This window comes from Flavobacterium sp. HSC-61S13 (assembly GCF_024171535.1).
GTDB lineage: Bacteria > Bacteroidota > Bacteroidia > Flavobacteriales > Flavobacteriaceae > Flavobacterium.
In genome coordinates, this window is sequence record NZ_JALJZV010000001.1 from 236,478 (window position 1) to 263,330 (window position 26,853).

Annotated in this window: 20 protein-coding genes and 1 tRNA gene; 8 read left to right on the forward strand and 13 right to left on the reverse strand. The window is 32.4% G+C overall.

The genetic code is table 11. The annotated features are described in order from the left end of the window. Positions 1-2 precede the first annotated feature (2 nt). Positions 3-1,250, forward strand: coding sequence for an AAA family ATPase (locus tag L1275_RS01025; RefSeq protein ID WP_253468800.1), 1,248 nt, complete (start codon positions 3-5; stop codon positions 1,248-1,250). Between the two features lies 1 nt (position 1,251). Continuing rightward, positions 1,252-2,898: a type I restriction-modification system subunit M gene (locus L1275_RS01030; RefSeq protein ID WP_253468802.1), complete on the forward strand. Its 1,647-nt coding sequence runs from the start codon at positions 1,252-1,254 to the stop codon at positions 2,896-2,898. 76 nt (positions 2,899-2,974) lie between these two features. On the opposite strand, the gene L1275_RS01035 is transcribed toward L1275_RS01030, so the two are convergent. The 8 genes from L1275_RS01035 to L1275_RS01070 form a co-directional block, all read right to left on the reverse strand. Further along, the gene (locus L1275_RS01035; protein ID WP_253468804.1) at positions 2,975-3,856 is read right to left on the reverse strand and encodes an ORF6N domain-containing protein; all 882 of its coding nucleotides are present in this window, start codon (positions 3,854-3,856) and stop codon (positions 2,975-2,977) included. Further along, the gene (locus L1275_RS01040; protein ID WP_253468806.1) at positions 3,856-5,943 is read right to left on the reverse strand and encodes a type IA DNA topoisomerase; all 2,088 of its coding nucleotides are present in this window, start codon (positions 5,941-5,943) and stop codon (positions 3,856-3,858) included. Before L1275_RS01040 ends, L1275_RS01035 begins: the two co-directional genes overlap by 1 nt. A 6-nt stretch (positions 5,944-5,949) precedes the next feature. Next, positions 5,950-7,407, reverse strand: coding sequence for a DUF3945 domain-containing protein (locus L1275_RS01045; protein ID WP_253468808.1), 1,458 nt, complete (start codon positions 7,405-7,407; stop codon positions 5,950-5,952). 100 nt (positions 7,408-7,507) lie between these two features. Next, complete coding sequence (locus tag L1275_RS01050) at positions 7,508-7,801, reverse strand: helix-turn-helix domain-containing protein (RefSeq protein ID WP_074590589.1); 294 nt, start codon at positions 7,799-7,801, stop codon at positions 7,508-7,510. 26 nt (positions 7,802-7,827) lie between these two features. Continuing rightward, positions 7,828-8,181, reverse strand: coding sequence for a helix-turn-helix domain-containing protein (locus L1275_RS01055; protein ID WP_253468810.1), 354 nt, complete (start codon positions 8,179-8,181; stop codon positions 7,828-7,830). Between the two features lie 246 nt (positions 8,182-8,427). Next, on the reverse strand, positions 8,428-9,273 hold the full coding sequence (locus L1275_RS01060; RefSeq protein WP_253468812.1) for an RteC domain-containing protein: 846 nt from the start codon (positions 9,271-9,273) through the stop codon (positions 8,428-8,430). A 330-nt stretch (positions 9,274-9,603) separates the two neighbouring features. After that, positions 9,604-10,035 carry a LytTR family DNA-binding domain-containing protein gene (locus L1275_RS01065; RefSeq protein ID WP_253468814.1) on the reverse strand — a complete coding sequence of 144 codons (432 nt, stop codon included), beginning with the start codon at positions 10,033-10,035 and terminating at the stop codon, positions 9,604-9,606. Between the two features lie 3 nt (positions 10,036-10,038). Next, entirely contained in the window at positions 10,039-11,088 is a 1,050-nt protein-coding gene (locus tag L1275_RS01070) for a sensor histidine kinase (RefSeq protein ID WP_253468816.1), read from the reverse strand. Between the two features lie 203 nt (positions 11,089-11,291). On the opposite strand from L1275_RS01070, the gene L1275_RS01075 reads away from it, so the two are divergent. Next, positions 11,292-12,638, forward strand: coding sequence for a serine hydrolase (locus tag L1275_RS01075; protein ID WP_253468818.1), 1,347 nt, complete (start codon positions 11,292-11,294; stop codon positions 12,636-12,638). A 1,164-nt stretch (positions 12,639-13,802) separates the two neighbouring features. On the opposite strand, the gene L1275_RS01080 is transcribed toward L1275_RS01075, so the two are convergent. Beyond that, positions 13,803-14,507 (reverse strand): transglutaminase family protein, encoded by a 705-nt coding sequence (locus tag L1275_RS01080; RefSeq protein ID WP_253468820.1) that lies wholly within the window; start codon positions 14,505-14,507, stop codon positions 13,803-13,805. A 1,056-nt stretch (positions 14,508-15,563) separates the two neighbouring features. Here L1275_RS01080 and L1275_RS01085 point away from each other — a divergent pair. The 3 genes from L1275_RS01085 to L1275_RS01095 all read left to right on the forward strand — a co-directional run bounded on the left by L1275_RS01085 (position 15,564) and on the right by L1275_RS01095 (position 19,239). Next, positions 15,564-16,217, forward strand: a complete 654-nt coding sequence (locus L1275_RS01085) for a hypothetical protein (RefSeq protein WP_253468822.1) — start codon at positions 15,564-15,566, stop codon at positions 16,215-16,217. A 1,348-nt stretch (positions 16,218-17,565) separates the two neighbouring features. Then, positions 17,566-18,225 (forward strand): hypothetical protein, encoded by a 660-nt coding sequence (locus L1275_RS01090; protein WP_253468824.1) that lies wholly within the window; start codon positions 17,566-17,568, stop codon positions 18,223-18,225. 753 nt (positions 18,226-18,978) lie between these two features. Further along, complete coding sequence (locus tag L1275_RS01095; protein WP_253468825.1) at positions 18,979-19,239, forward strand: helix-turn-helix domain-containing protein; 261 nt, start codon at positions 18,979-18,981, stop codon at positions 19,237-19,239. 167 nt (positions 19,240-19,406) lie between these two features. Here the strand turns inward: L1275_RS01095 and L1275_RS01100 are convergent, their stop codons facing one another. From L1275_RS01100 to L1275_RS01110, 3 genes are all read right to left on the reverse strand, one after another. Continuing rightward, on the reverse strand, positions 19,407-20,741 hold the full coding sequence (locus L1275_RS01100) for a site-specific integrase (RefSeq protein ID WP_253468827.1): 1,335 nt from the start codon (positions 20,739-20,741) through the stop codon (positions 19,407-19,409). Positions 20,742-21,013: 272 nt separating this feature from the next. Then, positions 21,014-21,087 (reverse strand) — tRNA-Ala (locus L1275_RS01105). A gap of 88 nt (positions 21,088-21,175) precedes the next feature. After that, positions 21,176-21,715: an NADPH-dependent FMN reductase gene (locus L1275_RS01110; RefSeq protein ID WP_253468829.1), complete on the reverse strand. Its 540-nt coding sequence runs from the start codon at positions 21,713-21,715 to the stop codon at positions 21,176-21,178. Between the two features lie 803 nt (positions 21,716-22,518). On the opposite strand from L1275_RS01110, the gene L1275_RS01115 reads away from it, so the two are divergent. Further along, the gene (locus L1275_RS01115; RefSeq protein ID WP_253468831.1) at positions 22,519-22,938 is read left to right on the forward strand and encodes a hypothetical protein; all 420 of its coding nucleotides are present in this window, start codon (positions 22,519-22,521) and stop codon (positions 22,936-22,938) included. 95 nt (positions 22,939-23,033) lie between these two features. Continuing rightward, on the forward strand, positions 23,034-24,815 hold the full coding sequence (locus L1275_RS01120; protein ID WP_253468833.1) for an ABC transporter ATP-binding protein: 1,782 nt from the start codon (positions 23,034-23,036) through the stop codon (positions 24,813-24,815). A 30-nt stretch (positions 24,816-24,845) separates the two neighbouring features. Here the strand turns inward: L1275_RS01120 and L1275_RS01125 are convergent, their stop codons facing one another. Further along, positions 24,846-26,663 carry a mechanosensitive ion channel family protein gene (locus L1275_RS01125; RefSeq protein ID WP_253468835.1) on the reverse strand — a complete coding sequence of 606 codons (1,818 nt, stop codon included), beginning with the start codon at positions 26,661-26,663 and terminating at the stop codon, positions 24,846-24,848. Between the last annotated feature and the right edge of the window lie 190 nt (positions 26,664-26,853).

Consider the following 26,853-nt stretch of genomic DNA (forward strand, 5'->3'; position numbering starts at 1 on the left):
AAATGAGTACAATAACTAATTTCGCAACCCTAACAGAGGTGGCTCAGCATTTTCGAAAAGATTTAATTGGAGATCATCGACCAATGAAAGATTTAGTACTATTCTTTGCTCATAATGGCATTGGTAAAACTAGGCTTTCAATGGAGTTTAAAGAGGTCGGTAAAGCGTTTGATAATGATGGCAGGGTAACTCAAAGAGATACTTTGTATTTTAACGCTTTTACAGAAGATTTGTTTTCATGGAATAATGATTTAGAGCATGATACCAATAGGACTATTAAACTTAATTCTGATTCTGCATTTTTTGATGGACTACATGAATTAGATTTAGATGTCAAAATTGAATCCTTCTTTAATAATTATGTAGATTTAAAATTTGACATTGATTATGATACATCTACCGTAACTTTTTCCAGAAGTATAATTGTTGATGGAAATGAGCAAACTATAGAAAATATTAAAATATCAAGAGGTGAGGAAACTTTATTTATTTGGTGTTTTTTTCTTGCTATTTGTCAATTAGCCATCGATAAAGACCCTGCATATAGTTGGGTAAAATACGTTTACATTGATGACCCTATATCCTCTCTTGATGAGAATAATGCTATTGCCGTGGCTTGCGATTTATGTAATTTAATAACAACCGAAGGAAACGAGATTAAAACTATAATTTCTACGCATCATAGTCTATTTTTCAATGTGCTTTATAATGAATTTGGCAGAAAGGTCAAAAACAAGCGTTACTTTCTACACAGTAAAGGACATGATGGTTATGCGTTGCAAGACACGAATGATACGCCTTTTTTTCATCATATTGCTACATTAAGCGAACTGAAGAAAGTTGTTGAATCGAACAAAATCTATACGTATCATTTTAATTCGTTAAGGAGTATTTTAGAAAAAACTGCGACGTTTTTTGGTTATGATAAAATTGATAAATGTATAGATGGTTTAGAAGACGATGTGCTTTTTGAACGGGCATTGCAATTATTCAGCCATGGAAAGTATTCAATATTTGACCCCGTAGAAATGGGTGATGACAACAAAGAACTTTTTAAACGAATTTTAGCTGGATTTCTAGGTAAATATGAGTTTTACTTTCCAGAAATTTTCAATGAAAATATAATAGCTGAACCAGTGGAAGAAGATGCTATTCCAGTACCTGAAATTCAAGTTGAACAAGAAATTGGAGTAACGGAAGAAGTTGCAATACAAACACCAGAAATGGAATCAGAAAAGAACGAAAATTAACATGACACAAAAGGAACAACAACGATTGGGTAAAACCCTTTGGGATATAGCAAACGATTTACGTGGAGCAATGAATGCGGATGATTTCCGTGACTATATGCTTTCATTTTTGTTTTTAAGATATTTATCTGGCAACTATGAAGAGGCTGCAAAAAAAGAATTAGGTTCAGATTATCCTAATATAGATTCAAATATTGTAACGGAATTTGGTGTATCCACACCACTTCAATTATGGTACGAAGGAAATTCGGATGATATTGAAGAGTTTGAAAAACAAATGAGAAGAAAAGTCCATTACGTGATTAAGCCACAATATTTGTGGAGTAATATTACAGAAATGGCAAGAACTCAAGATGATGAACTAACAGTAACCTTAGGTAAAGGTTTTAAATATATTCAAGACGAATCTTTTGATAGTGCATTTCAAGGTTTGTTTTCTGAAATCAATTTGAATTCTGAAAAATTAGGAAAAACATCTACAGATAGAAACGAAAAACTTTGTAAAGTTATTACTAAAATAGCTGAAGGTATTGCCGATTTTTCTACTGATTCTGACACCTTGGGAGATGCGTACGAATATTTAATTGGTCAATTTGCCGCAGGTTCTGGTAAAAAAGCCGGTGAATTTTATACACCTCAACAAATTTCAACTATATTATCTGAAATTGTAACCTTGGATAGTCAAGACCCCACAACAGGTAAAAAAGACAAATTGGACAAGGTGCTAGATTTTGCTTGTGGATCAGGTTCTTTATTGCTGAACGTTCGAAAACGAATTAAAGACAGTGGAGGAATTATTAACAAAATTTACGGTCAAGAAAAAAACATTACAACCTACAATCTTGCTCGTATGAATATGCTCTTGCATGGTATAAAAGATACAGAGTTCGAGATTTTCCACGGAGACACCTTGATCAACCACTGGGATATATTGAATGAAATGAACCCCAGTAAAAAGATTGAATTTGATGCCATAGTTGCCAATCCTCCTTTTAGCTTACGATGGGAACCTAATGATACATTGTCTGAAGATTTTCGCTTCAAAAGTCATGGTTTAGCACCTAAATCAGCTGCTGATTTTGCTTTTTTACTACATGGTTTTCATTTCCTAGGCAAAGAGGGAACTATGGCAATTATTTTACCACACGGTGTTTTATTCCGAGGTGGTGCCGAAGAAAGAATTCGTACGAAATTATTAAAAGACAACCATATTGACACGGTAATAGGTTTACCTTCTAATTTGTTCTATTCAACAGGTATTCCAGTTTGTATTTTAGTCTTAAAAAAGTGCAAAAAACAAGATGATGTTTTGTTTATTAATGCTGCTGAACACTTTAAGCCAGGCAAAAAACAAAATACGCTGAGAGAAGGCGACGACGGAGAACCAAACGACATTCAAAAAATTGTAGAAACCTATCAGTTCAGACCTGAACATATTGAAAGATATGCTCGTAGGGTTTCAATGGAAGAAATCGAAAAAAATGGTTACAATCTGAATATCTCTCGTTATGTAAGTACATCAGAAGACGAAGTACAAATTGATTTGGAAGATGTTAATGCTAAATTGGCTTCAATAAAAGAAAGCATCAAAATAAATACGGATAAACATAATGAGTATTTGAAAGAATTAGGCTTAAATAACATTTAATTTTAGTTGTATTTATATCCGATTTTGATTGTAGATTAATTTGAAACAATAAACCCTCTGAAAATTTTCAGAGGGTTTATTGTTTGTTTAAGATTTGCAGTATTTTCCCAACCTCAATATCCATTCTCGAAAATGCAAACCATTTTTTGCCTAAATCTTTAAGTGATGCTCCGATATGATAAAGTTCCGTACCGTCAATGATTAAAAAGCGGTCGTGGGCATCTGAAAATAGCTCAACTTCAATAGGCGGATATTGACTGTTGTACCGTTGTAAATCCAATCGTAATTGATTACTGATGCTTTTGGTATAAATTGTTACGATTACATTGTCATTCCGTTTGCCCAATAAGGTCAATACCGTATCATCCACATAATTATCCAGCAAGATAATGGAGCTTTTGGCACTTCGGATAATATCGGAAACAAAGGCATAAGCATCAAAAACCTGCCCGTTATAAAAAATACCTTTTTCGCTGTGGAGTTTATCACTTTCCAAAGCTTTAAAAATCTCTTCGAATTTCTGGTCGGCTTCTAATTGTTTGAGTTCAATCTTATCCAAACGATGAAAAAGCGAAGCATTGCTGATGAGCATCCTACGCATTTCTACAAAAGCGTTCATAATTTCAATACTGACTTTTATGGCAATTTCTGAACGAAGTACAGCAGAAAGCATTGCAATGCCTTGCTCGGTAAAAACATAGGGCAAATAACGTCTTCCACCATAATTTAAACTTGAGGTTCCAAACTGGAACCTCAAGTTTTCAACTTCCTCTTCGGTCAGTTGAAAGCAAAAAGAAGCAGGAAATCGTTCAGTATTTCTTTTTACGGCTTTGTTGAGGTTCTTTGTTTCTACCTGATAAATCCTTGCCAAGTAGCTGTCGAGCATAACTTGTTGGTCTCTTACGGTATAAATCTGATTTTCAATTTCCTGCTTACTAATGATAGCTTTATTTTCCATTACTTTTTATAATTCTTGTTTTTCTCAAATTCAAAGGAACTTTCGGCTTTATCATTCAATACGATATAGGCATCGAATTTCTTTCCAGCTTTGCTTTTCATCCCTTTAAGCAGAGCCGTTTTGCCTTTATTGACGAGGCTTTCAATATCAGCAATGCTGATTTGTAGGCCACAAACATTGCGGAACTGTACCCAATTACAAACTTCATCAGGGCATTTAACAATCTTATCTCTAATAATCAGTTGCTGGGTTTTACATTTTGGGCAAATAAGTTGAGGCAGGTTTTCGTGGGCAATGGAAGTTTGCAATAATTCATTAGTAATAGATGAAGCGTATTCTTCCATTTCCTTTTGAAAAGTCCCAGCATCCGCTTCATTGTTTTCGATTTTTAGCAAGGCTAATTCCCATTCGGCAGTCATTGCTACGTCAGCAATTTTTTGGTCTTTGACCAATTCATAAACCTGCAATCCTTTTTCAGTCGGGATTAAAGATTTCTTTTCCCGTTGGATATAATTTCGGGTAAATAGTGTTTCAATTATTGATGCCCGTGTTGCAGGTGTGCCAATGCCTATATTTTGCAGAGCTTTACGTTCTTCTTCATTTTCTATCCCGTTTCCGGCAGTTTCCATAGCCGATAAAAGCCCAGCTTCAGTAAATAATACAGGTGGTTTAGTTTGTTTTTCTAAAACGAAGGCTTCTTTTATTTTAAGTTCATCGCCCTTTTTCAATTCGGGCAAATCTTGCAAAGGTTCGGCTTCATCATCTGCGAAACTTCCTTTTATAGAGCGCCAACCTGGTTCGGTTATCTTACAACCCTTTGCAGTAAAATCATAATGTATGGCTTGTAAAGCAATGTCGGTAATCTCTTTCGTACAAGCTTGAGAAATCGCTTCCAGCAGTCGAAAAGCAATCATATCGTAAACTGCATTTTCTTTTGCATTTAATGCCGATGGAATTTTTTCGGTAATCAATAATGCGTGATGGTCGGTTACACGCAAATCATTCACGATGCGTTTATTGAAACGTCCCCATTTTATTTTAGACAAGGCTTGTTTGCAATTTTCCCTGTCTTGTAACGCTCTTACAAGATTGGGGATTTCAGCCCACATATCTTCGGGAATATATTTGCTTCCGCTACGAGGATAAGTGATGAATTTCTTTTCGTAAAGGCTTTGGGCAATGTTCAGCGTTTCTTCGGCAGAAAGGTTTAGCTTTTTATTGGCTTCTTTTTGTAAACCTGTCAAGTCAAAAAGCAAAGGTGGTTGTTCCGTGACGTTTTTGATTTCTACGGATGTAACCGTTGCAGTATTTCCGTTTCTTTCGATAGTTCTCAATGCATCGTCTGCCAGCTTTTTATCGTCCCATTTGGTTGTAGAAAGACTTTTAAAACCAATCATTTCTTTGTGATGCAATAATTGTATCTGATAATATTTCTTTATTGAGAATTTTTTGTTGTCGAGATAACGTTTGCAAATCAAGACAAGTGTTGGTGTTTGCACTCTTCCGAGCGAATAAATCCCATTTCCTGCAACAATGCTCAATGCTTGCGTAGCATTAATGCCCACAAGCCAATCGGCACGGCTTCTGCCTTGTGCAGATTGATACAATCCGTCAAATTCTTTTCCGTTTTTGAGGTTATCAAAACCTTGTTTAATGGCTTTTTCAGTTAATGAACTTATCCATAATCTTTGAAAAGGTTTGTTGCATTTGAGGTATTCATAAATGTACCGAAAGATGAGTTCGCCCTCACGACCTGCATCAGTAGCTACAATTATGCTATCACATTGATTAAATACTTGCTCAATTATTTTCAATTGCTTTAATGCACCTGTATCAGCTACATAACTTTTGTCCTTTTTTACTTTACGCACGGTTAATAAAAATGGGTTGGGAAGTATCGGAAGCGAAGCTTTATGAAAACTTGATATTCCGTAATCTTCGGGCATTCCTAATCCAATTAGGTGTCCAAATGCCCACGTAACACAATAGCCGTTGCCTGTCAGGTATCCATCCTTTTTTTCGGAAGCACCCAACAAGCCGGCTATTTCTCTTGCTACGCTTGGTTTTTCTGCAATTATTGCTTTCATAATTTACTACATTTTTCTGCCTTTAGATTTAGCAGGTGCTTGGAGTTTTTCCTGTTGCTCTTGCTGTTTTTTATCTTTTGGCGTTTGTTGTTTCGGTTGTAAAGGCTCTTTGATATTCTTTGTTGCTTCATTGGTTTTACCATCCGAATTAACCGCGGTTTGCGTTTTATGAGCTTCAGTAGGTTTCGCTTGTTCTTTGAGTTTATCGGGATTTTGAAAAGAAAAATTGGTTTTGTTGGTTTCCTTATTCAAAGTGATATAACCTTGGTACGGTTTACCTTGCTTGTCTGTCAAGCCACTGATGTAAACAGTCTGACCAGCTTTGAACTCATCATATTGCTCATTATCCAATTCCTTACCTCTAAAAATTCTCGGAACTTCCTGCGAATTATTTTGCTGATTATTTTGTCCGTTGCTTTGCGTTTGCTGATTGGTATTGCCTCTATCGAATAGAAATTCAACATAACGTTTGTCTGCATTGAACTGTACCGTAGCTTCAAACTCAGTTCCCTTTTTTGAAATCATTCCCTCTAAATGAAGTGGTTTGCCGTCCATTAAAGTTTGTTTTTGCTCATCATTCAGTTTTACCCCTTTTATTTCATCGGGTATTTTTATGTATTCTATTTTTAGTGCAATCAATTCATTGGTTAACCTATCCACACTAATAATTGACGGAATGGTTTCACCTGTTTTGGGGTTTTTCAAATCAACCACACGTCCCATATTTCCTGCATCGAGTAAGTTTTTCTTGTCTTCATCAGTAAACTTGTGTCCAAAAAACTCAAAATTTAGGTTCGGCTCTTTTCGAATACCGTGAATGGCGACCACTACCTTACCTTCATCATTATGTTGCAAGGAAAGACGGGCATCCATTCGGGTAACGGCAGTACCGAGATTAAGGCTTACAGGTACAAGTTCATTGGTTTTAAAACCTTTCAATAAAGGTTCAAGTAGGTTCATTTTTTCAAGGCGTTCTTTGCCTAATCCAAGATTGTTCATTGTTTCCCAATCAATTTGTTCCGGCTTGTAACGGTATTCGTTATTTTCCGGTGCTTTTTGTGTTGTTTCCATATTATTTTGATTTTCTTGTTTATGTTCAGGCTCAACTTTTACTTCGTCTTTTTTCATTTGTTTTTCGCCTTCTGGAGTAGGATGATCTACCTGTTTTTGAAATTCTTTTGCTTTTTCTAAGGCTTTATCGGCTGGTACTTTAAAGAATGTAAATTTGGTAGGATCTTTTAGCTGTCTGTAAAAATTTGAGAAGAAATTAGAAATCAAATCACCCTGTTTGTCCACCCGCATAAATTCGCTTTGGTTCTTTTTTGTGGGATCAACGCTTTCCATTTTTCCGTTTTTGTCGATACTTTTTACAGCTTGGATTTTCATTTTTTCTTTATCCAGCACCAACAATATGTCCGATAATTGTTCGGGCTCTTCTTGCTTATTTGTAGTTTCTTCGCTCATAATCTGAATATTTTAAGATTTCAATTCCGAAAATAAAAGAAGCATTTACTGCATTGCACTAAGTGGCATTCAAAGGCGGTATTTGTCATTCAAAGGCATTTTATTTAGGTGTCGGAGGATTAAAACTTTCTCTTATAAATTGATGAACATCCGACAATTTGTAATACAATTTTCCGCTTATGGTATAATAAGGCAGTTTCCCGTTAGAGCGGTAACGTTGCAATGAACGATTGCTGATTTTAAGCATTTGAAGCAAATCCTGATTGTCGAGCAATTCCTCGCCATCAATACTATTTCGTTTCTTTTGAAAGTCTTCGATATGATCGCCAAGCATATCAAGCCTGTCCATTAGGCGTTCCATCCACGCCAAAAATTCCATTCTGTCAATATTCATAGGATTATACTTTTAAGAGTTCGTACCTATTTTTTATCTGTCTTTAGTTTCCTGCCTTTTTCGATATAGCTTTTGCCTGTTGCTATAAGTTCCTTTACATACGCATCACTGCTTTGTACAGCATTGGCATTGAGCATATCTTTGATAGCACCAATCGTGTAGAAGTATTGTCCATAGATTTTTGAATAAGCAATCTCACCTTTGGTACGCATACGCCAAAGCGTTTTTTCGCTAATGTGCAGGTATTGACATACCTCGTGGTTGTTGAGCCACAGGTCATCATAATTGGTCACTTCCAATCTTTTCAGATAGTCAGCGATAGCAGTGATACGATTGTTTAGCTGATCCCACGCTTCTTCTTCAATGGTTATTATTTTCATTGCATAACTTTTAAAGTTTACTATGCAAAGTTGAAAAGAGTGGCAGAGTTTGTCTGCCAAGCCTTGCCAATTGGTTTGGCGGTTTTTTGAAAATTTTTACAATTAGGGAAAGCCTTATCAGTAAAGGATTTTAGGGGATTTTGATTGTTTAACAATAGTATTTTCCAAACTTTACCAATTGGTTGATATGGGCAAAAAAAAAGCAGTACGATGATGTACTGCTTTGAAATAAATAACTCATTTAAGCTAAAGGTCTTTATCCATATATTCTTCAAGAGAAAACTTAAGCTGGTCTAAAAATGAAGTCCTGGAACCACTTCGGGTTTTCATTCTATGGAAAGCGTGATGTAGGTCGCCGAGAGGAATACGGAAAAGTATTTGAAACACCAGACTAATTTTTCGGATACCGATTTTTCCGTGAGAAATTACGCCCGAAGCATAAAGGGCATATATCAATTCGATTATAGCATTTTTGCTATCCGTCCAAAATATATCTTTGGAACTTTCCGGCTTTTGTAATATCATATCGGGACTTTCATCGGGATTAATTTTTGTGAGCAGATAAGTGTAGAGCAATTCATTGGAGATAATCCTTGCAGTTTTATAATCGAAGAAAGTCGAGAATTCCGGGTCTATTTCAAATACTATGCTATTAAGCCCATCGTGGTAGTTAATGTTTCCACGTTTGAAGTAAGTATCATCACGGTCTGTCCGTCCTGAGCGGTAATATCTGTAAAAATCCGAATTGAAGAGGTGCTCAGTGTATTCCCGTTTAAGATTTGCCAACTGTCCAGAAAAATAATTATAATACATTTTACCGTTACTAACAGGGCAAGTGGTTTCAATGCGATATATCTTATTGTAATAAATCAGCTTACCGAGTATTTGGGGTTTAATACAACGAAAAAAATGGATTTCTTCCTCATCGTTTTTAAACCCTTCCTCAATAAGGTATTTCTTAACTGAACCTAAAAGATCTTGAAGATACAGGGTCATTTCATAAGCCTCATCAATCAATCTTTTGCTTTGTGATAAAATCTTATCCTCGTTATTGTGAATTTCTAAAAGGATTTTGTCTAAAGAATATTTCATAGCTAATAAATTTTGTGATGCTTGCCAAATTTGAGATTTGGTTTACGTCTAATTAATTCACAAAATTTCAAACATTTAATGATAATAATTCCACAGTTTCACCCCACTGGGGAGAAATTTTTTCTACCGATGAAGGCAAAAAAACATCAAAATTTCTAAAAACTATAATAGTTAGGTCATGAAAAGGAGTTTTAAATCACATAGATTTATTATATTTGCTACTGATTTACAAGGAAATTGAGTAAAAATGAATGCAATGAGCACCATTACTAAATCGTTACCGACAACGATTTCCAACAGTGTAAACCCCTCTATTTAAGCTCCTTTTTGCTACATTAATTTTTTTACATAAAAAAAGTTGTTGTTATCAATCGGTAATGAGATTTTAGGGTAATTAGGTCTTAAATATTGACTTGCTTTTTGAATACTTTGAGAAAATCGTTCGAGGGATATGGGTTTCAACAAATAATCTAGGGCACTTTGGTTAAAAGCATCTACTGCATAATTGTTGTACGCCGTAGTGTAGATAATTGCAGGAGGATTATTAAACATAGAAACAAAATCGGTTCCGCTGATTTCAGGCATTTTGATATCTAAAAAAATTAAATCAATTTCTTTATTTTTGTTTAGAAAACTGATTAACTCAAATACATTGTTGCAGATGCCTTCTAGTTGTAGATCCTCAAATTTTGAAATATGATGAACTAAAACTTCCTGAGCAAGTCTTTCATCATCTACAACTAAACATTTTATTTTCATCATTCCTTAGAATTTTATTTCAAGAGTAACACTAAAGGTATCTCTATTTTTTTTAATTTGTAATAGGTGTTTTGATGGATAAAGCAACTGTAGACGTTTACGTATATTTTCAATGCCTATTCCTCCAAAATCTTTAGTCGCCCGTTCATTAAAACTGTTTTTACACTCAAATATGAGTTTGTTGTCGTCACAGTATAAATTAGCAGCAATATAAGAAAAGTCAATAGTAGAATCAGTGCCGTGTTTAAAGGCATTTTCTATCAGCGGTAATAAAAGCATTGGCGCAATTTTAGTGGAATCTTTAACTTGATCGTAATGAAATGAAATGCTAGCATTTGAAGGCATTCTTAATAGTTCAATATCAATGTATGTATTTAGAATATGTATTTCCTTGATGATGGAAATTTCTTTTTCTTGGGTTTCGTATAAGGAGTAACGAAGTATGTCAGAAAGCTTAAGAATAACATCCGGCGTTTCTTTAGCTGTTTTAAGTGATAGTGCATACAAACTATTTAGGACGTTAAAAAGAAAATGTGGACTAATCTGAGATTTCAACAAACCAAGCTCTGCAATGTTTTGTTGAGCTGTAATAGATTCTTCTTTTTTAATCTTTAATAGATATTCTTGCAAAACATATCCAATTAGCATTATAGACATAATTAGAATGATTCCTGGGAAGATATCAAAGTAATGTTGATGATTCTCTAAAGAGGAAGGCACCGATGAAGTCACTGCCAATGCTGTAAAATCAGTTAATTCGCTTTTTTCAAATTTATTATATAGCCATTTTAAGTACTGTCCTGAAATGATTACCGAAATTAAAAAAAGCACCACTGCATCCATTATATAACGTATGATGTTTTTATGAATTCGAAACTTTGGTAATAACCAAAAAATATTGATCCAAGCAGGTGCAAAAAGCATTAGGTTGTATACCAGAATATAGCCCACAGATAAATTTTCACCCTTGTTGTTTACACTGACAAATACTATAAAACCTACAAAAAAAACATTTAGTAGGAGCCTTGAAAAATTAAACCTATTGAGTGAATTCATTATCGAGCACTTCTTTAAAAGCGTAAAGTTAATTTTTTTCTATTACTGCCTATTGGTTTTTACACTAACGGCGTTTTTTTATAGACAAACGCTATTTAATGCGATATGAATTTTGTATGTCCCAGTTATAATAACATTGGTCAAAAAAAAATAAAAAACTTATGCGAGCATCGCTTTATTTGCACTAAACAAATATTTAAAAGATGAAAAAAATCTTCCTTACTCTTGCACTCAGTATTTTTGGGTTAATGTCTGCACAGAATCCAGATTACACAAAATCTATAGATAGCCTAATGATTTCTTTAGAAAAAAACAACGCTTTTTCTGGAAGTGTTTTGCTTCAAAAAAATGGTAAAACAATCTATAAAGGGGAATTCAACAAATTTGAAGACTATTCTGATAAATACAGAGTTGGTTCCATAACAAAGATTTTTACGGCAATTATTACTTTTCAACTTATAGAAGAAGGTAAATTAACGCTCGATACCAAGCTTAATGAATATTATCCTGATATTAAAAATGCGGATAAAATTACAATAGGTAACCTTCTAAACCATACAAGTGGGATTTACAATTACTTGGAATGGGAGGATTATTATATTTCAAAAAAGAAAAAATTCACTAAAAAAGAAATGTTGGATTTAGTGATACAAGGTAAACCAGATTTTAAACCGGGACAAGATTGCAGATACAGTAACTCCAACTATTTACTTTTGGGCTACATTATGGAAGACATCACCAAAAAATCATACGCAGAAAATTTAAATGTAAGAATAGTAAATAAAATAGGATTGCAAAACACGTATTGCGAAACCGATGAAAAAGAATACCCACAAAGGAATACTTCTTATTTGTTTGATGGCGAAAAATGGAGTAAAGAATCACAGACCCATCCAAGTTTTACATTTTCCGCAGGGGCAGTGGTTTCCACTACGGAAGATTTGTCAAAATTGATGGATGAGCTTTTAAAAGGAACGTTGGTTTGCGAGAGTTCGTTATCACAAATGAAACAAACCAATCAGAAAGGAATTGGATATGGATTGTTCCTCACTCCATTTTATGATAAAAAAGGCTATGGACATTCTGGTAACATTGATGAATTTCATTCATTTACGGGTTATTTTCCAAACGAAGGATTATCTATTTCATTGTTATCAAACGCCGGCAATATAAAACTTAATGAAGTTGTCCTGGGCGTAGCCTCTAAGTATTTCAATAAAGCCTATCAAAATCCAGATTTCACAACCTATAAGAGTAAAACTTTACCTCAAACAAAAATTTATAGTGGTGTATACAAGGCAAAGTTGATTGGACTTATTAATGTGGGAACATTCCAGATAAGTGAAGCTGCAAACAATTTTCTTTTTTTAAGTATGTACGAAGATGGAAAGGATGGACAAAAAATTTTATTGGAGAGAAAAGGAGAAAATAAATTCTATGCCAGGAAGAATAATGCGACATTTGATTTTATCATAGACAAAAAAGGAAAAGTCACGGGTATGAAACTTACACAAAATAAACAATCAATAAATTGTAAGAAAGTAATGTAATATAGAAGTAAATATTAGATAGTATATACAACTCTATTGGACTATTATGAAATATAACCTCTTGGAGTCCACATCAGAATTACTCTTTTCTAAATTATAATAGAAAGGTGCCATATCGGATTTACAAACATAACATCAAAATCCCATTCAACTTAGACAAAAGTAGTTATAATAAAAAAGGACTCTCGTTATTTTCTTTATAATTAGATAATGATTTTAAGTTGTAATTTGGTAATAAATCTTAGTATATTTTGAAATATAAAACGGTAAAAGATAGATTTATTATAAAACATCCCATTTATAGCACAATACCTTGACTATTTGTACTACGAAATGATTAATGCTTTGTTGCTAAAAAACAGTAAGTGAATAATCTCTTGTATAAAACAATTTATAAAAAAAAATATAATAAAGCTAAACCTAGAGGGGAAATGGTGAGATGATTTATGATACTTCGTGATTACAGGAAAATCAAATTGTTGTTGCAATAAAATCATCAAAAATAAACAGAACACATTAGAAACATCTAATAATAGAAGGTTTTGTCAAGGAAGCATGTATAGAGGTTAGAACTATGTATGAAATCCTCTAGAAGTTGCTGGATACACTAATTCCTGGTTATAATATTATTGGCAATTTTATTATCACCATCTAAGGGATAAATGTGGTAATGCCTACTGTATGTCAGCCAATCTGTGTTGAAGATGAAAATATAAGTGTTATGTAAAACGTTATATGGCTTAGTGATTACAGATGATTCGAATGAAAGTTTAATGTTTTATTTGCTATCCATTTTATTTTAAAAGACTAAAAGACTTTCCGTCAAAACTTGCAAAGACCATAGTCAGAGAAGATTCCTTGTTATTCCATGGTCATAAAAATCAAAATGGTGTTGTTCTCTAACGAACTTAATAGCTCTCTAGCCTCCTAATCAAGGTTTAAATCTAATTATCGGGGAGGATATGCAAAAGCTACTTTATCTTATGAAAGGAACTATATAATAAAATCATGATAAAAAGATATTCTCATTAATACAAATCGTTGTCAAGATTAATTACAAAATATTATTTCTATAATTTTTTTGAAATATTCCCGAAAAACATAAGGATAGATAGAGATTGATTATTTTTATCTTTTGATATGTCGGTGATTTACTCGCATTTATTATTTTAATTCATTTCTTATTCTTTGTACATTGGCATTCATAAGATGTCTAACTACATTTTGATATATAAATCGTTCAAATGCATTTAATTTCTGTTGATGTTTGGCATAAAACTCATCAGGTGTATTAAAAACCCCAAAATCTTGATTGATACCTTTATCCTGAATAAAAGTATTGTTAAGATTCCACTCTATTGTAGGATTTGCCAGGTTATCTGTAAAAACACCATAACCGCAAAAGCTAGTTTTGCAATCTTTGTTCTTTTCTTGTAATTTGGTCAAATAGGAATTGTCTAAAATCACTCCCTCTAAAAAGTACCATTGATCATTTACTAGTACTTCGACCCAACTGTGCAGGATATTTTGAGGAGATAATTTATACCAAATACCCGTCAAAGCCCCTTTCTGTAAGGCCTTGTCAATGGTAAACCCATGAATGCGATTAGGTATTCCGGTTGCTCGCAACAAAGTCATTAATAATATTGCTTTCGTATTGCATTGCCCGTAACCATCTTTCAAAATTTGAGATGCAGGAATATTATCTGAATTGTTGTAACCAAACTTTATTTCATCTTTAACAAAATTGTAGATAGATTTTACTCGAGTCAATGTATCCATACTTTTCCATTTTTTACACTTTATTAAATTCTGTATAGCTGTATTTGAAATGTCGAGTATTTCTGTTTCTGCAAGATACTTTTCCATATTTTTTATTGAAATGTAAAATTAAACAAAGAAATAGTGCAATAGTATTGCAAATTTTTATTTGGGCTGTTTTTAAAAATGCGTAATGGAAAATCTCTTCGACATTACTATATCTAGGTACTTAAATGGTCGCTTTTTGTGTTTTCATAAACCTTTAATTTTCAAGATAGTTAAGTCATTTTTTTTTGCTTTTCTTTAGTTTATTTATTTTAAGATATAATCTAAAATCTCTTAACAGATATTAGTTCAAACCAATGCAGGGATATAAATTACTAAAATATGGAGATTTATGTTTGACTACTGCTAAGAAATTAATCTCTTAAATAGTATTCTAGAATATTCTTGTCACTTTTAGAAAAAGTGTATTGTTTTTTAAGTTCACATATAATCTGACAAAACTTTTTCAAAGGCACATGTAGCGCTAACAATGTTTACTTGTGTTAATTATTTAAGAACCTAATTTCTAATAGTATTCTTAAGTTGAATTAGTAGGTGTTATTTCGGCTTTTGTGTTTCACTTTTATTTCACATTGAATATGGGAAAATTGCAGTGCGAAGGTTTAATCATATTATTATTCGCCAAGAAAATCATTTACGTGGAAGAACAGAACAAGAAATAATTAACCTTTTATTATAAGGGATAAGACTTGCAAATATAAAAGTCACTTACGAAAGTATTCCAAAAGAAGTGGAAGCTATCAAACATGCCCTTTCCATAGCAGTCGAAGGAAATTATATAGTAGCGTCAAGCGATGTTGTATCAAATGCTTTAACTCTTGTTCAATCATATATTGAAAATGAATAATAGATAGCATAATTTAAATTATTCTTCAAATTTGAATGAATTTACTCTTTGTTGAATACTCAAAATTTACCAATTCCATTGTTTAGATCAAATTTTTTATGGAGTCTTTTCAGGTTATTGTATTTATAGGAGCTCGAGAAAGCAATTTATCGGATTCTTATATAATAAATATTCAATGACTTAATATAGTAATGGATTTTTATTATTTTAGTATTTCAAATAATACTAAAATTGAATATTATAACTATAAAATGAGGAAAATAACTTTTGAATATTCTGAAAAATGTGATTTAAAGAGTTTTATTGTTAATGTTTTAGGGGGAGATGACAACGGAAATACTATAAGTTGTAACAATAAACTTTATACTGGAAATCATTTTGTTTCTAATGTACAAGACGGGATATCTGCTATTTTGATCGATGGTAAATATAAAGATGATGTATATATAGAACAGAGAATTGTAGATGAGAATATTATTGGGCTGTACTACTTTAATGCAGAACAATGTGTTGATATTACATTAGATAATTCTATTAAACTGAATAACACACAATCTACTAATTTATTACTAGTAGATGTTGGGTTACCAATTGATTTCCTATGTAGAAAAGGAACCACTATTTATTCAGTATGTATTTTTGTAAAAAAAGAATTTATTAAACGCTTTATAAAACAAATAATTTTATATGATCCAAGTTTGAACGCTTTATTCAATGAAAGTAAAAGATCTATATTGTTTAATAATTATTTAAGTGAAAATAGTTTGGAGTTACTTAATGATTTTAAAAAAACAACTTACAATAGTCCTTTTTATGAATTCTACTTTAAGGCCTTAGTATTTGAGTTACTAAATGATTTTTTTATACAAATTCAAGGTGACAATTATTTTATTCAGAATAATTAGAATGTTAAAAAAAAACAGCATTTATATTCTAAATGTATTTTTTGCTATACTTTATCCCATCGTTGATAAATATCGCAAGGTTTAGTAACATGAACTAAGATTGATATTTCATCGAAAATATAGGCAACTCTTATTATGTAACTAATATTATTGAAAACCTTTAAATTCCAAACAGAAAAATTATATTTAACTGTTTTTTTGCAAACATTTGCTCAAAATGTTTGCACATCCCTAGAATAAGTGTTATTTGGGGTTAAGAATCTTTTTTACATGGTAACTGAAATTATAAGTCAGGACCTAAAGAATCATTTCAATTTGTTTGCCTGCGTTGTTGTGCATGAGAATAAAAACTAAAAAGAAAAGAAAGTAATTAGAATGTTTTTAATTTTGTAGTTATTCTTCTTTCAGTCGTTTTCCGAGCCACAGCCCGACAGCTAGAGTTGGCAAACTTCCAAATAGCAGAAATATAAGGATTACTCCTAAAATTTCCGATATTTCATTAATTTCATTTCCATTGATTAAGGAAAAAGATATTGTCCCTGTAATGACACCAAGTGTTAGTAATACAAAAATAATTGCGACGCCTTGCCATTTTTTGAAATAGTAGCCCTTATGAAAACAATTGGTGATAAACCAAGGTTTTCTTTACCAAGAGTTTTGTTTACGGTGGGCTGAAGTAGTAAACTCAACAATAGCTCAGATTTTCGAACAAATTATAGAAATAATAAATTTAGAAAATAAGAATTAGGATGAAAACAAAAATAAAACGACATATTCTTAAAGCAGTAACTATCCAGATATTAGCAACATTAATTGTTTTTTCATTTTTTTACACTCTCCTTTTCGGATTAAAAGATACTATAGGAATACTTCTGTATTTACTTGTTCCAATATTTATTGGTTGTAGTTCTGCGAATTGTTTTGGTTCGGTAATATTAGACAATATATTATTTTGTACGAATATAATTATAATTCGTAAAAGATGACTAAGGAAAGAATAATCCATTGCATCATAGCTATATAAAACTTATAATTAGAATTATTTTTATGATTAAATTTATTATTTTAGATTTATGCAGTTGTTATGTTTATAATTTGATTACTATTGATCATATTAGCTATATAAACAATTAAAATAAGGATAGGTTTCTTAAATTTGATATAAGTGGTAACTTAAATATTTTATAAACGCTTCGGCTTTACATTGTAGAGACTAATCTTTAGCTAAATAATGAATTTATTGCATTTTTATGTAGTATTTTTTTATACTTTATAGAAAGTTATTTTTTATAAAAGCAATCTAGGGAATTTAGTTAACAAAGAGTGATTTTAAACAATATTTTTTTGAATGAAGGCAATCATATACAATTACGATAGTATTGAAAATTCTAATTTAACAACGGTAATTTCAAAAGCCTTAGGGGGGGTAGCTAAGGACAATCTAATCAAAGGAGATAATAACTTGTATAAAGGAGTTCATTTTGTATTAGATGTGGGACATATGATTTCAGCAGTGGTTGCGGATTTACTTTATAAAGACGACACATTTATTAGTTATCGTAATAAAGAAAGTAACTCAATAGGATTATATTTTTTTTATACAAATAAATTTGTTGATTTTAGGATAGATGATAAAATCAGTTTAGCCGGATCAGGAACATATAATTTATTGTTTATGGACGTAGGTTTGCCAATTGACTATTTTGTAGAGGAGGGTACTTCTATTTATTCCATAAACATATTTATAGAAAAAGAACTTATGAGAAAATATTTAAAAGATATGCTTTTACCAAATAAAAGTATTAATGAAATTATGGATTCTAACAAAAGAGCTATATTATGTAATAATTATATTAGTAGTAAAAGCCTTAAATTGATAAATAAGTTTAAAAAACATTCTCATACCAAACCTTTTTATGATATGTATTTTAAAGGCCTTGTATTTTCATTAATAAATGATTTTTTAGTAGAAATTCAAGATGAAAACTATTTTATTCAAAATAATTGATTTTTAGTTAGCGCTTTTTTTTCTGTATGAAGGTAGCTACTATAATCAATTCTTAACTGAGAACAAATATTTGTTAGATTATAAGTTTATTTCAAATAGAAGCTAATGGATGTAATAGACTATAAAGACTAGAATTAGAACGATTTTAGACAAACTAATTTGCAGTCATTAATTTTCGATTTACCAGTGTTTTATGTTTATTTTGGTTTGCCGAATAAATTATACTTTGAGTTAGTTAATAAAAAACGTCATAATCTAAGGCTTTAATATAAATTTGATATATCCCGATCATAAAGAAAACCTGGCTTTAACTTTGGAAGGAGATAAACGAAAAGTAAAATATTCCGATTTTGAGTAGTTAGCGATGAGTTTATGCATTGCAGAAATTGGTCATATTAATATCTTAAAACTATTTTTCAAAACTGTTGAATTTAGTTCTAGATTTGATCAGTTGACCTTTTTTAATAAATAAATACAAAAGGCAATATATTGAGGTTTTCAAAACCAAAATGAAGGAGATGGACTTATAGATTTTTATCATTTTTTTTCTTTTCAATCGCAATTATACCTTAATAGATTTAACTTACAATATTAATGTTGTTAGTTTCTAAGTAGTACATAAAATTCATTCGTTATTATTACTTTATTGGAGATGTTTTTGGGCAATGATGGACAAATAAAGTAGCGCTTGACCGCTGTTATGATTTAACTCCAAGTCTAGATTAGATTTGGACATTAAAAAAAACTGACAGTATGAAAGATTTAATAACAAAACAAGATTTAGAAAAATTTGAAGAGTCCTTAATGAAGAATTTAGAAGAACTTTTAGCCCGTTTTTTAAATACTAATAACGCTGATGATTTTGAATGGTTAAGAACTAAAGCTATTCGCAATTTGATGAATATAAGTGCAGGAACATTACAGAATTTGCGAATAACTGGTAAATTAAGATATAGGAAAGTAATGGGTTCTTACTATTATAGTAGAAAAGATGTACTGTCACTTTTTCAATGAAGAGGCAATAAATAACTTAAGTTTTGCTTTAATTAATTACTTTAGGTTATTGTGTTTAATTTGTTGATTAAAAATGGATTACTTTATATGTAGGTAATAGATTATTACTCCCTTATATATTTAGAAATACTTAATAAATCTAAGAGTTTATAAGGGAGTGATTTAAGCTATACTAGTTTATTTATAAATTCAGTAAGGATGCTTAGTTTTTCTTTGTCTAAATCTAATTTTCCTATGTAGTTTACAAATTCATCAAGATTAGATTTAGTGTTTTTACTATTTTTCTGTTCCTTATCTGTAAGTTTTTGTTTTAGTATATTCATTTCTGAGTTAATTGCTTGCTGCTCGGTTAGGGCATATTCTTCTGTTTGTTTAACTGATGCATGACCAAGCATTTCCTTTACGACATGTATAGGAACGCCATTAGCTAGTGTAACGGTACTTCCGAATGTTCTTCGGGCCTTATGAGTGTTTAGTTCACTTATATTACATAGGAAGGAAATTTCTTTTAAATATTCATTCATTTTTTGATTAGAACGAACTGGTAGCACTTGATTATGTTTACTACAGTCTGGGTGATTTTCATATTTTTTAACGATTTCAAGTGCTTTAGGTAGTAGAGGAATTATAATATTAGCATCAGTCTTTTGACGTTGGGTTTTAAGCCAATAGTTATCGTGTTCATCGCAATAGATGTTATTTTTTTTAAGTTGAAAGGCATCAATATAGGCTAATCCAGTATAACATTGGAAAACAAAAACATCTCTAACTATTGAAAGCCTCTCTGTTTCAAAGTTTTTATTCTCTAAAATGGATAGCTCCTTGTTAGTTAGAGGAAGTTTAATTAATTTAGTTTTTTTTGGTTTATATAATTTAAATGGATCAGTTGGTATGATGTCTTTTGAAACTGCATGTAAGACAATCTTATGAAAATTTGATATATATTTTATAGTCGTATTGTTTGAACATTTCCTAACTGTTTTTAAATAATGCTCGTAGCTTACTATGAATTCATAATTTAATTCTCTTAACTCAAAATCATCTCTTTTGTATTTTCGCTGAATAAACTCAGCAACGTGGGACCTCGCTGTTACATATCGTTTATGAGTCGCTGGAGCAAACTCTCTAGGTACTAGTTTGAGCATTTCATCATTATGCTTTTGAAATTCTACTAAAACCCTAGGTTTTTCTTCAGAATTGCCTTTAATAAAGTTCATCAATGGTTCTATTGATAAGGTTTTGTCTGTATTCATCAGTACAAGTTTGTATTGATGAATTTTAGATACAATAGAATCTAAATGAAGATTTAAAATTTTCGCATCCTCTTTATTTCCAATTGCTCTTTCTGATTTTTGGTTCCAACGAGTTAAATCCCATTTGTAACTTATAGAGGTTTCTTTACAAATACCGTCTATTGTAACTCTTAGATACACGTACCTTGAATTAGAATCTTTCTTACTTCCTTTTAAGAAGAAATTAATTGATAAATTTTTCTCTAACATAATTCAATTTTTAATGATTAATAAATATTGAATTAAAATGCTTTAAAATCTGATTTGAATCCTCGCTCGTCCCTTTATGGCGTTGAGTTTGTGCTCTAATTCGTGGCAAAATTTTTCAAGAAGTGATTTTGCCACGAATTTGCCATGAATATTATGAGTTCTTTTGAAAGATTTGTTCAGTGTATAAAAAAGAAAAAACCTATAACTCATTGAGAATCATAGGTTTTGTGTGGTTTTGTGCTTTTTTGAGAAACACTGTATTTCTTAAATAGTGGAGGAGATGGGGCTCGAACCCACGACCTCTTGGCTGCCAGCCAAACGCTCTAGCCAACTGAGCTACACCCCCATTTAGGAATGGCAAATTTAAACAAAAAAACGACAAATCAAACCGTTTTATTGACTTAATCGGTTTTTTGTTTTTTGCAATTGATATTTTACCGTTTTTGACTTTCCACCAACAGTTCTGCCATCAATTTCATCTTGCTTTTATAAAAGGATGACAAATCATTGTCCTGATATAAATCCATATTACTGATCGGTATTTGGTAGGGTAATGACCAGCCACGAAGGGCTTTGACGATATTGTCCATCGATTGAATTCCCTGCATAGCCTGATTTCCGGCAGACCAACACGTTAATCCAATTACTTTATTGGTCAGGTAAGCCGGTTGATTGGCTGCGGTGATCTCCAACCAATCTAAAGCGTTTTTCATAACTCCAGTCATCCCACCGTGATATAAAGGGCTCAACCAAACCTGTATGTCGGAATCAACAAAGGCCTGTGCAAATTCAATAACAGAATCAGGTACTGATTTCTCACGAGGATTATATATGGGTATTTGAAAATCGGATAAATGAAGTTGTTTTACTTCAACATTCAAAACTTCAAATTGATCTGCGAAATATTGTGTCAACCTTCTAGAGGTTCTAAAGGCTTCTTCATCTAAAGAGCCGTTGAATAGGATTGCTTTCATAGTAGCGCTCAATTGCTATAATAAATCTAAGGCTCAAATTTAAGCTTTAAAAACTAGTTTTCACTAACTTAATTCGATTCATTTCGCTTTGTTAAAATTGTTGTTATATAAAAAGGGGACTTAAAATCCGTTGAGATTTAAGTCCCTTAAAAAGAATGTATTTCGACGCTTTATTTAATGAAGTCAGACGGTTCATGAGATATTGTGAATCAAAAGAACATTTCTTTTTTTATTAAAATCAATGATTTGAATAGGACTTGAAAGGGAAACTGTTTCGGGGACGTTTTCCGTTTTTAATTCCGACAACAAAAATATCACTCCAAATGCAATAAAACAAGTTTTTAGTTGTTTTATAGGTACTTTTTTTTTATTTAATTTTAATAAAAGTAATTTTGAGGTAGAATCGAAAAAAAATATCATTAATAGCGATTTGTCGCACTATAAATTAGAAAGTGTTAAATATCGTTGCCGTATTTAATGTTATATTAATGATTTGGCAATATAAATATAACGTAAGTATATTTATTCAAGTAAATTTGGTTAAAAAATATATTTTTTACTGTTTTTTGTGTTTAATTTAAAAAAATGTCGGAAATTGGACAATAAAGTAAGCGGTTTATATGTTAATAATTAACAATGTTTTGGAGTGGGTGAATGTGGGTTTAAAATTTACAGAAAAGTAGTGTAAGGAAAATGTTTTCTGGTTGTTTTGATTCAAGATATTGTAAAGATTATTTAGATCTTAAATTTATTAAAATATAGAAACTGGAAAAGGTATTAAGTATCAAACAAGAATGCGACCTATGAAATGTGTATACCTATTAATCTTGATGTTTGTGTTCGTAGGTTGTTCCAACGAGGATCACGAAAATGATGGCGATATTTTAGGGCCTTGGACGCTGACGCGTGAAATTGTGGTTCAAACATCAGATCAAGTACAGCGTTCGATCAATACAGAAGAGATTTTGCATAGCAACCAAGCTATTGTTTACGACTTTAAAAAGGACAATCAATTGTTGATTAAGGAAGAAGGTAAAACGGATTTATTAATGCGCTACAGTTGTTATAGCGATTTTGGTTCTAGATTTGAAAATCCAAAATTTGCAATACAAGAATTTATCGACATCAACAATCGCACTTATATTTTAAGTCATTCAGAGGGTAAGCTGATTCTGGATGCTTCACAAAGAAACGGGCCTATTCTATATCTAGAACGAAATTAAATTCATAACTTACACTGTAATCCACTATCAACACCGTAGTTGCTTTTGTACCCAGTTACACTTCCTTTTTGTTTTATCAGTAAAATAGATTTACAATGACCTTATTACAATTATTAAAAAAAATTCGTCCATTTGTAAAGCCTTATCGCAAACTGGTTATAGCAACTTTAGCTTTAACTGCTGTGGGTTCTTTTGCTGTACAAATCAATGCATTGATTTTAAGATATACCGTAGATACCATCAGTGAGTTGATGGTTACGAACCAGCCCTTGCAAAACGGTTTTCATTTATTGACGACCATTAGTATCGTTTTGCTGGCGAAAGAGGTCATTTATACCCTTATTCAATTTGGACAAAAGTTCTATGGAGAAAAACTGCGAATATATATATCGCGTGATTTCTCACAAGCCATAGTTGATCGCATTTTGACTTATCGAATGGCTTTCTATACGTCTACGGAAAATGAAAGTGGAAAGTTGCAGACTCGAATCGACATGGGGATAAGCAGTCTAACCCGTTTGGTTCAAAACTTCTTTATTGATATCATGCCTTTGTTTGCCAATGCGATAGTGGCTTTAATTTTTATTTTTCTAGCAAATGTCTATGTGGGCTTGGTCAGCCTAGCTATCGTTCCAATCTATTTTTATGTGAGTCAGTTGCAAGCCAATAAACTCAGCGGTTTTAGACGGAAGATGCGAAGCTTTCGAGAGACCAAAAACAACGGTATCATTTCTTTAATCGATTCTATTACGGTGATTAAATCCTTTGTTAGAGAACCTTTAGAAGCGGAGAAGCATTTGGAAATACAGTACGATATGACTGAAAATCAATTGCAAACGCGAAAAATGAGTTTTTTATTCGATGGTATCAAAAGTTTTTTAGAGCAATTTGGTCTGGTACTGATCATTATACTAACGGCATATTTCGTTTTAAATGGCCAAATGACTATTGGTGCGATTATGTTTCATGTGTTGTTATTTAATAACGTTACAGCGCCTATTAGACAGTTGCATAGAATTTACGATGAGATCAATGATGCGATGATTTATTCGGAGAGTTTTTTCGATATATTGGAGTCCGAGCATGAAGTTGAAATCTCCGGAACCTACGTTGCGGCTAAGATCGTCGGACGCCTGGAGATGAGGGATGTATCGTTTACTTATCCCAATGGGACTGAGGCATTGAAACAGGTAAATATGATTATAGAGCCAAACGATACAACGGCACTAGTAGGGTTGAGTGGTGCAGGAAAGAGTACTATTATTAACTTATTGGACAAATTTTATGCGCCAACTCGCGGTCAAATATTTTTAGATGGTGTGGATCTGGCAGACTACAATACTACAGAATTGCGTAAGAATATTGGTTTGGTATTGCAGAAAAATCATATTTTCAAAGGTACTATCGGCGAGAATATACAGTATGGCAATCCAATGGCATCTCAAGAAGAAATTGAAAAGGCTGCAAAGCAAGCCTATATCCACGATCAAATTATAGAACTACCACAGGGGTATGATTCTGAAGCGCGCTTACTTTCTGGTGGACAGCAACAGCGAATTGCTATAGCGCGTCTTTTCTTAAAGGATCCCGCTATTATATTTTTAGATGAACCTACAGCGAGTTTAGATGCTATTGCTACGGAACAGATCAAACAGAGTTTAGACGCGATAAAAAAAGACCGAACCGTGATTATTGTTTCACATAGTATCTCACAAATTATAGATTCATCTCATATTGTGGTTATGGAGAAAGGTAGAGTAGTGGAAACGGGAACTCATGATTCATTGTATGATGAAAAAGGTACTTACTACGACATTTTCACAGCTATGGCCAACAGCCTTAATATCGAGAAAATTACCCAATCGATGAATAGCTAGTAGGGATATTCCTACTAGCTATTCATCGATTTACTTCTGCTGGTATTCTTGTGGGAATATCGGAGTATTTCCATCTCTTTGCGCCACATAATGTGGTGATAGCAACTCAATACCTTTTTCATTAAAGACTTCTTGAATGTTTTTGTGTAGTGTAGACAGTATACCCGCTTTTTTAGTGACCTCCTTAATGTACACATTGATTTCATAGGTGATGTAAAAATCATCGTGTGAAGTTTGGAAAACGAAGGGTTTTGGCTCGGCTAGTACCAAGGGGGTTCTCAGAGCTGCATCGATGAGCGTTTGTTGTGCTTCGGTCCAACTGAGTTCGTAACCGATGCCTACCTTAGTAGAAATAATCAATCCTTCTTCTTGACCCTGAGCGTAAACGGAATAGTTGGTGGTATTTCCCGATAGTACCGTAGAATTTGGAATGGTGATCTCTTCGTTCTTAGTCGTTTTTAAACGGGTTACTAACATGTTTTTTTCGATAACTACACCGGTCATATCGCCAATTTTAATTTGATCGCCAATTTTAAACGGACGCATATACGTTATGACTAGTCCAGCAACCATATTGGAAATCGCAGAAGAGGATCCCAAAGAGAATAGTATACCCATAAATACAGATACTCCTTTAAAAATAGGAGAGTCTGAGCCTGGTAAATGTGGAAACATCAAGATAAACATAAAGGCGAAAAGCAATATCTTAACCAAACTAAAAGTAGGCATTGCCCAATCTTTATGAAAACCGGAAATCTCCAATTTGCCCAATTCAATTTCGGTAAAGATATATTTGACTAATCGGATAAAATATTTCATCACAAAATAGATCACCAGTATACTAAATAAATTGGGTAAATAATTAAAAATGGCACTAAAAATAGATTTAAAAGGCAACCAGATATATCCAAAAAGGACCTCGCCCCAGGTTTGCGTAAACGGAAAAATACTAAATACCAATGGGATTGCTAAGTAGAATAAAAGTAAGATAAAAAAAGTCTTTACACCTTTTAGGACAACGAGAGCAACGTTTAGTTTTTGTGCAGAAGTCAGGAAAACATAGTTTTTATAAGTGAGATTTTCTAACCAATGTTTTTTCTGCGCTATTAAAACATTGCGCAACCGAGCGTGCAATTTGTTGATTCCAACAAGCAGCAATGCAAATACAACAACGACTAATAAGACAAGTCCAATTCTAATCAGCAATTTTTCAATGCTATTTTCTGCTTTTTGTTTGAGTATGGTGTTTTTTAAAATGCTTACATAGGTGTCGGCTAATTCCTGTTTGGTTTGATCGAACCATAAGGCATCTAAGTCAGAAACGCTCATGATGACTAAGTTGTCATAGGTGATATCCAAAGAGTTTTCCCAGGGCTGTGCAACGATCTTTTGCGCATCGAAAAAATCATCTTGATACAGTGCCTTAACTTTTTCGGTGATGTTTTTGGCTCGTTCTTGAGGAACTAATGCGCCAACTTTGGTGTACACATTGAATAGGGTATCCCTCAATAATATAACCGGATGCCCTTTTTCAGTCTGTTTTAGACGTTCTATTTTAGCCCTAGATTTTGTTTTCGATTCCAATTCCGTGGCTTCAATTTTTTTTAATTCCTCTAAAAGTTTATCTCTTTTGAGTTTTTCACTCTCTTTGACATGACTAATCTGATCGAGCAATTCCATCTTACGCAGTGAGTCCACATATTGGCTCTGCTGCGTTTTCAATAGCAGTTGTTGCAGTTGTTCAACTTGTTTAAGTTGCTCTTGTTGTTGAATAGAATCGGTGTCCTGCGAATGACTTAGGTGTGGTAGGAGCGATAAAATGAATAAAAACAGAATTTTTGCTTTCATCGTGTAAAAAGTGTCTTTTAGTTTTAATATGAATCTTGCGTTGACTATATTTTATATAATAATAGTAAATAATATTAAGATAGCCGGTATTTTTTATAATTTATGTTTTTTAATTCTTTTTTCCACCAAATCTCAGGTCTTTTCAGTTCCTATAAAGTGGAGAAAAAACAACTTTAACTTTTTTTTAACT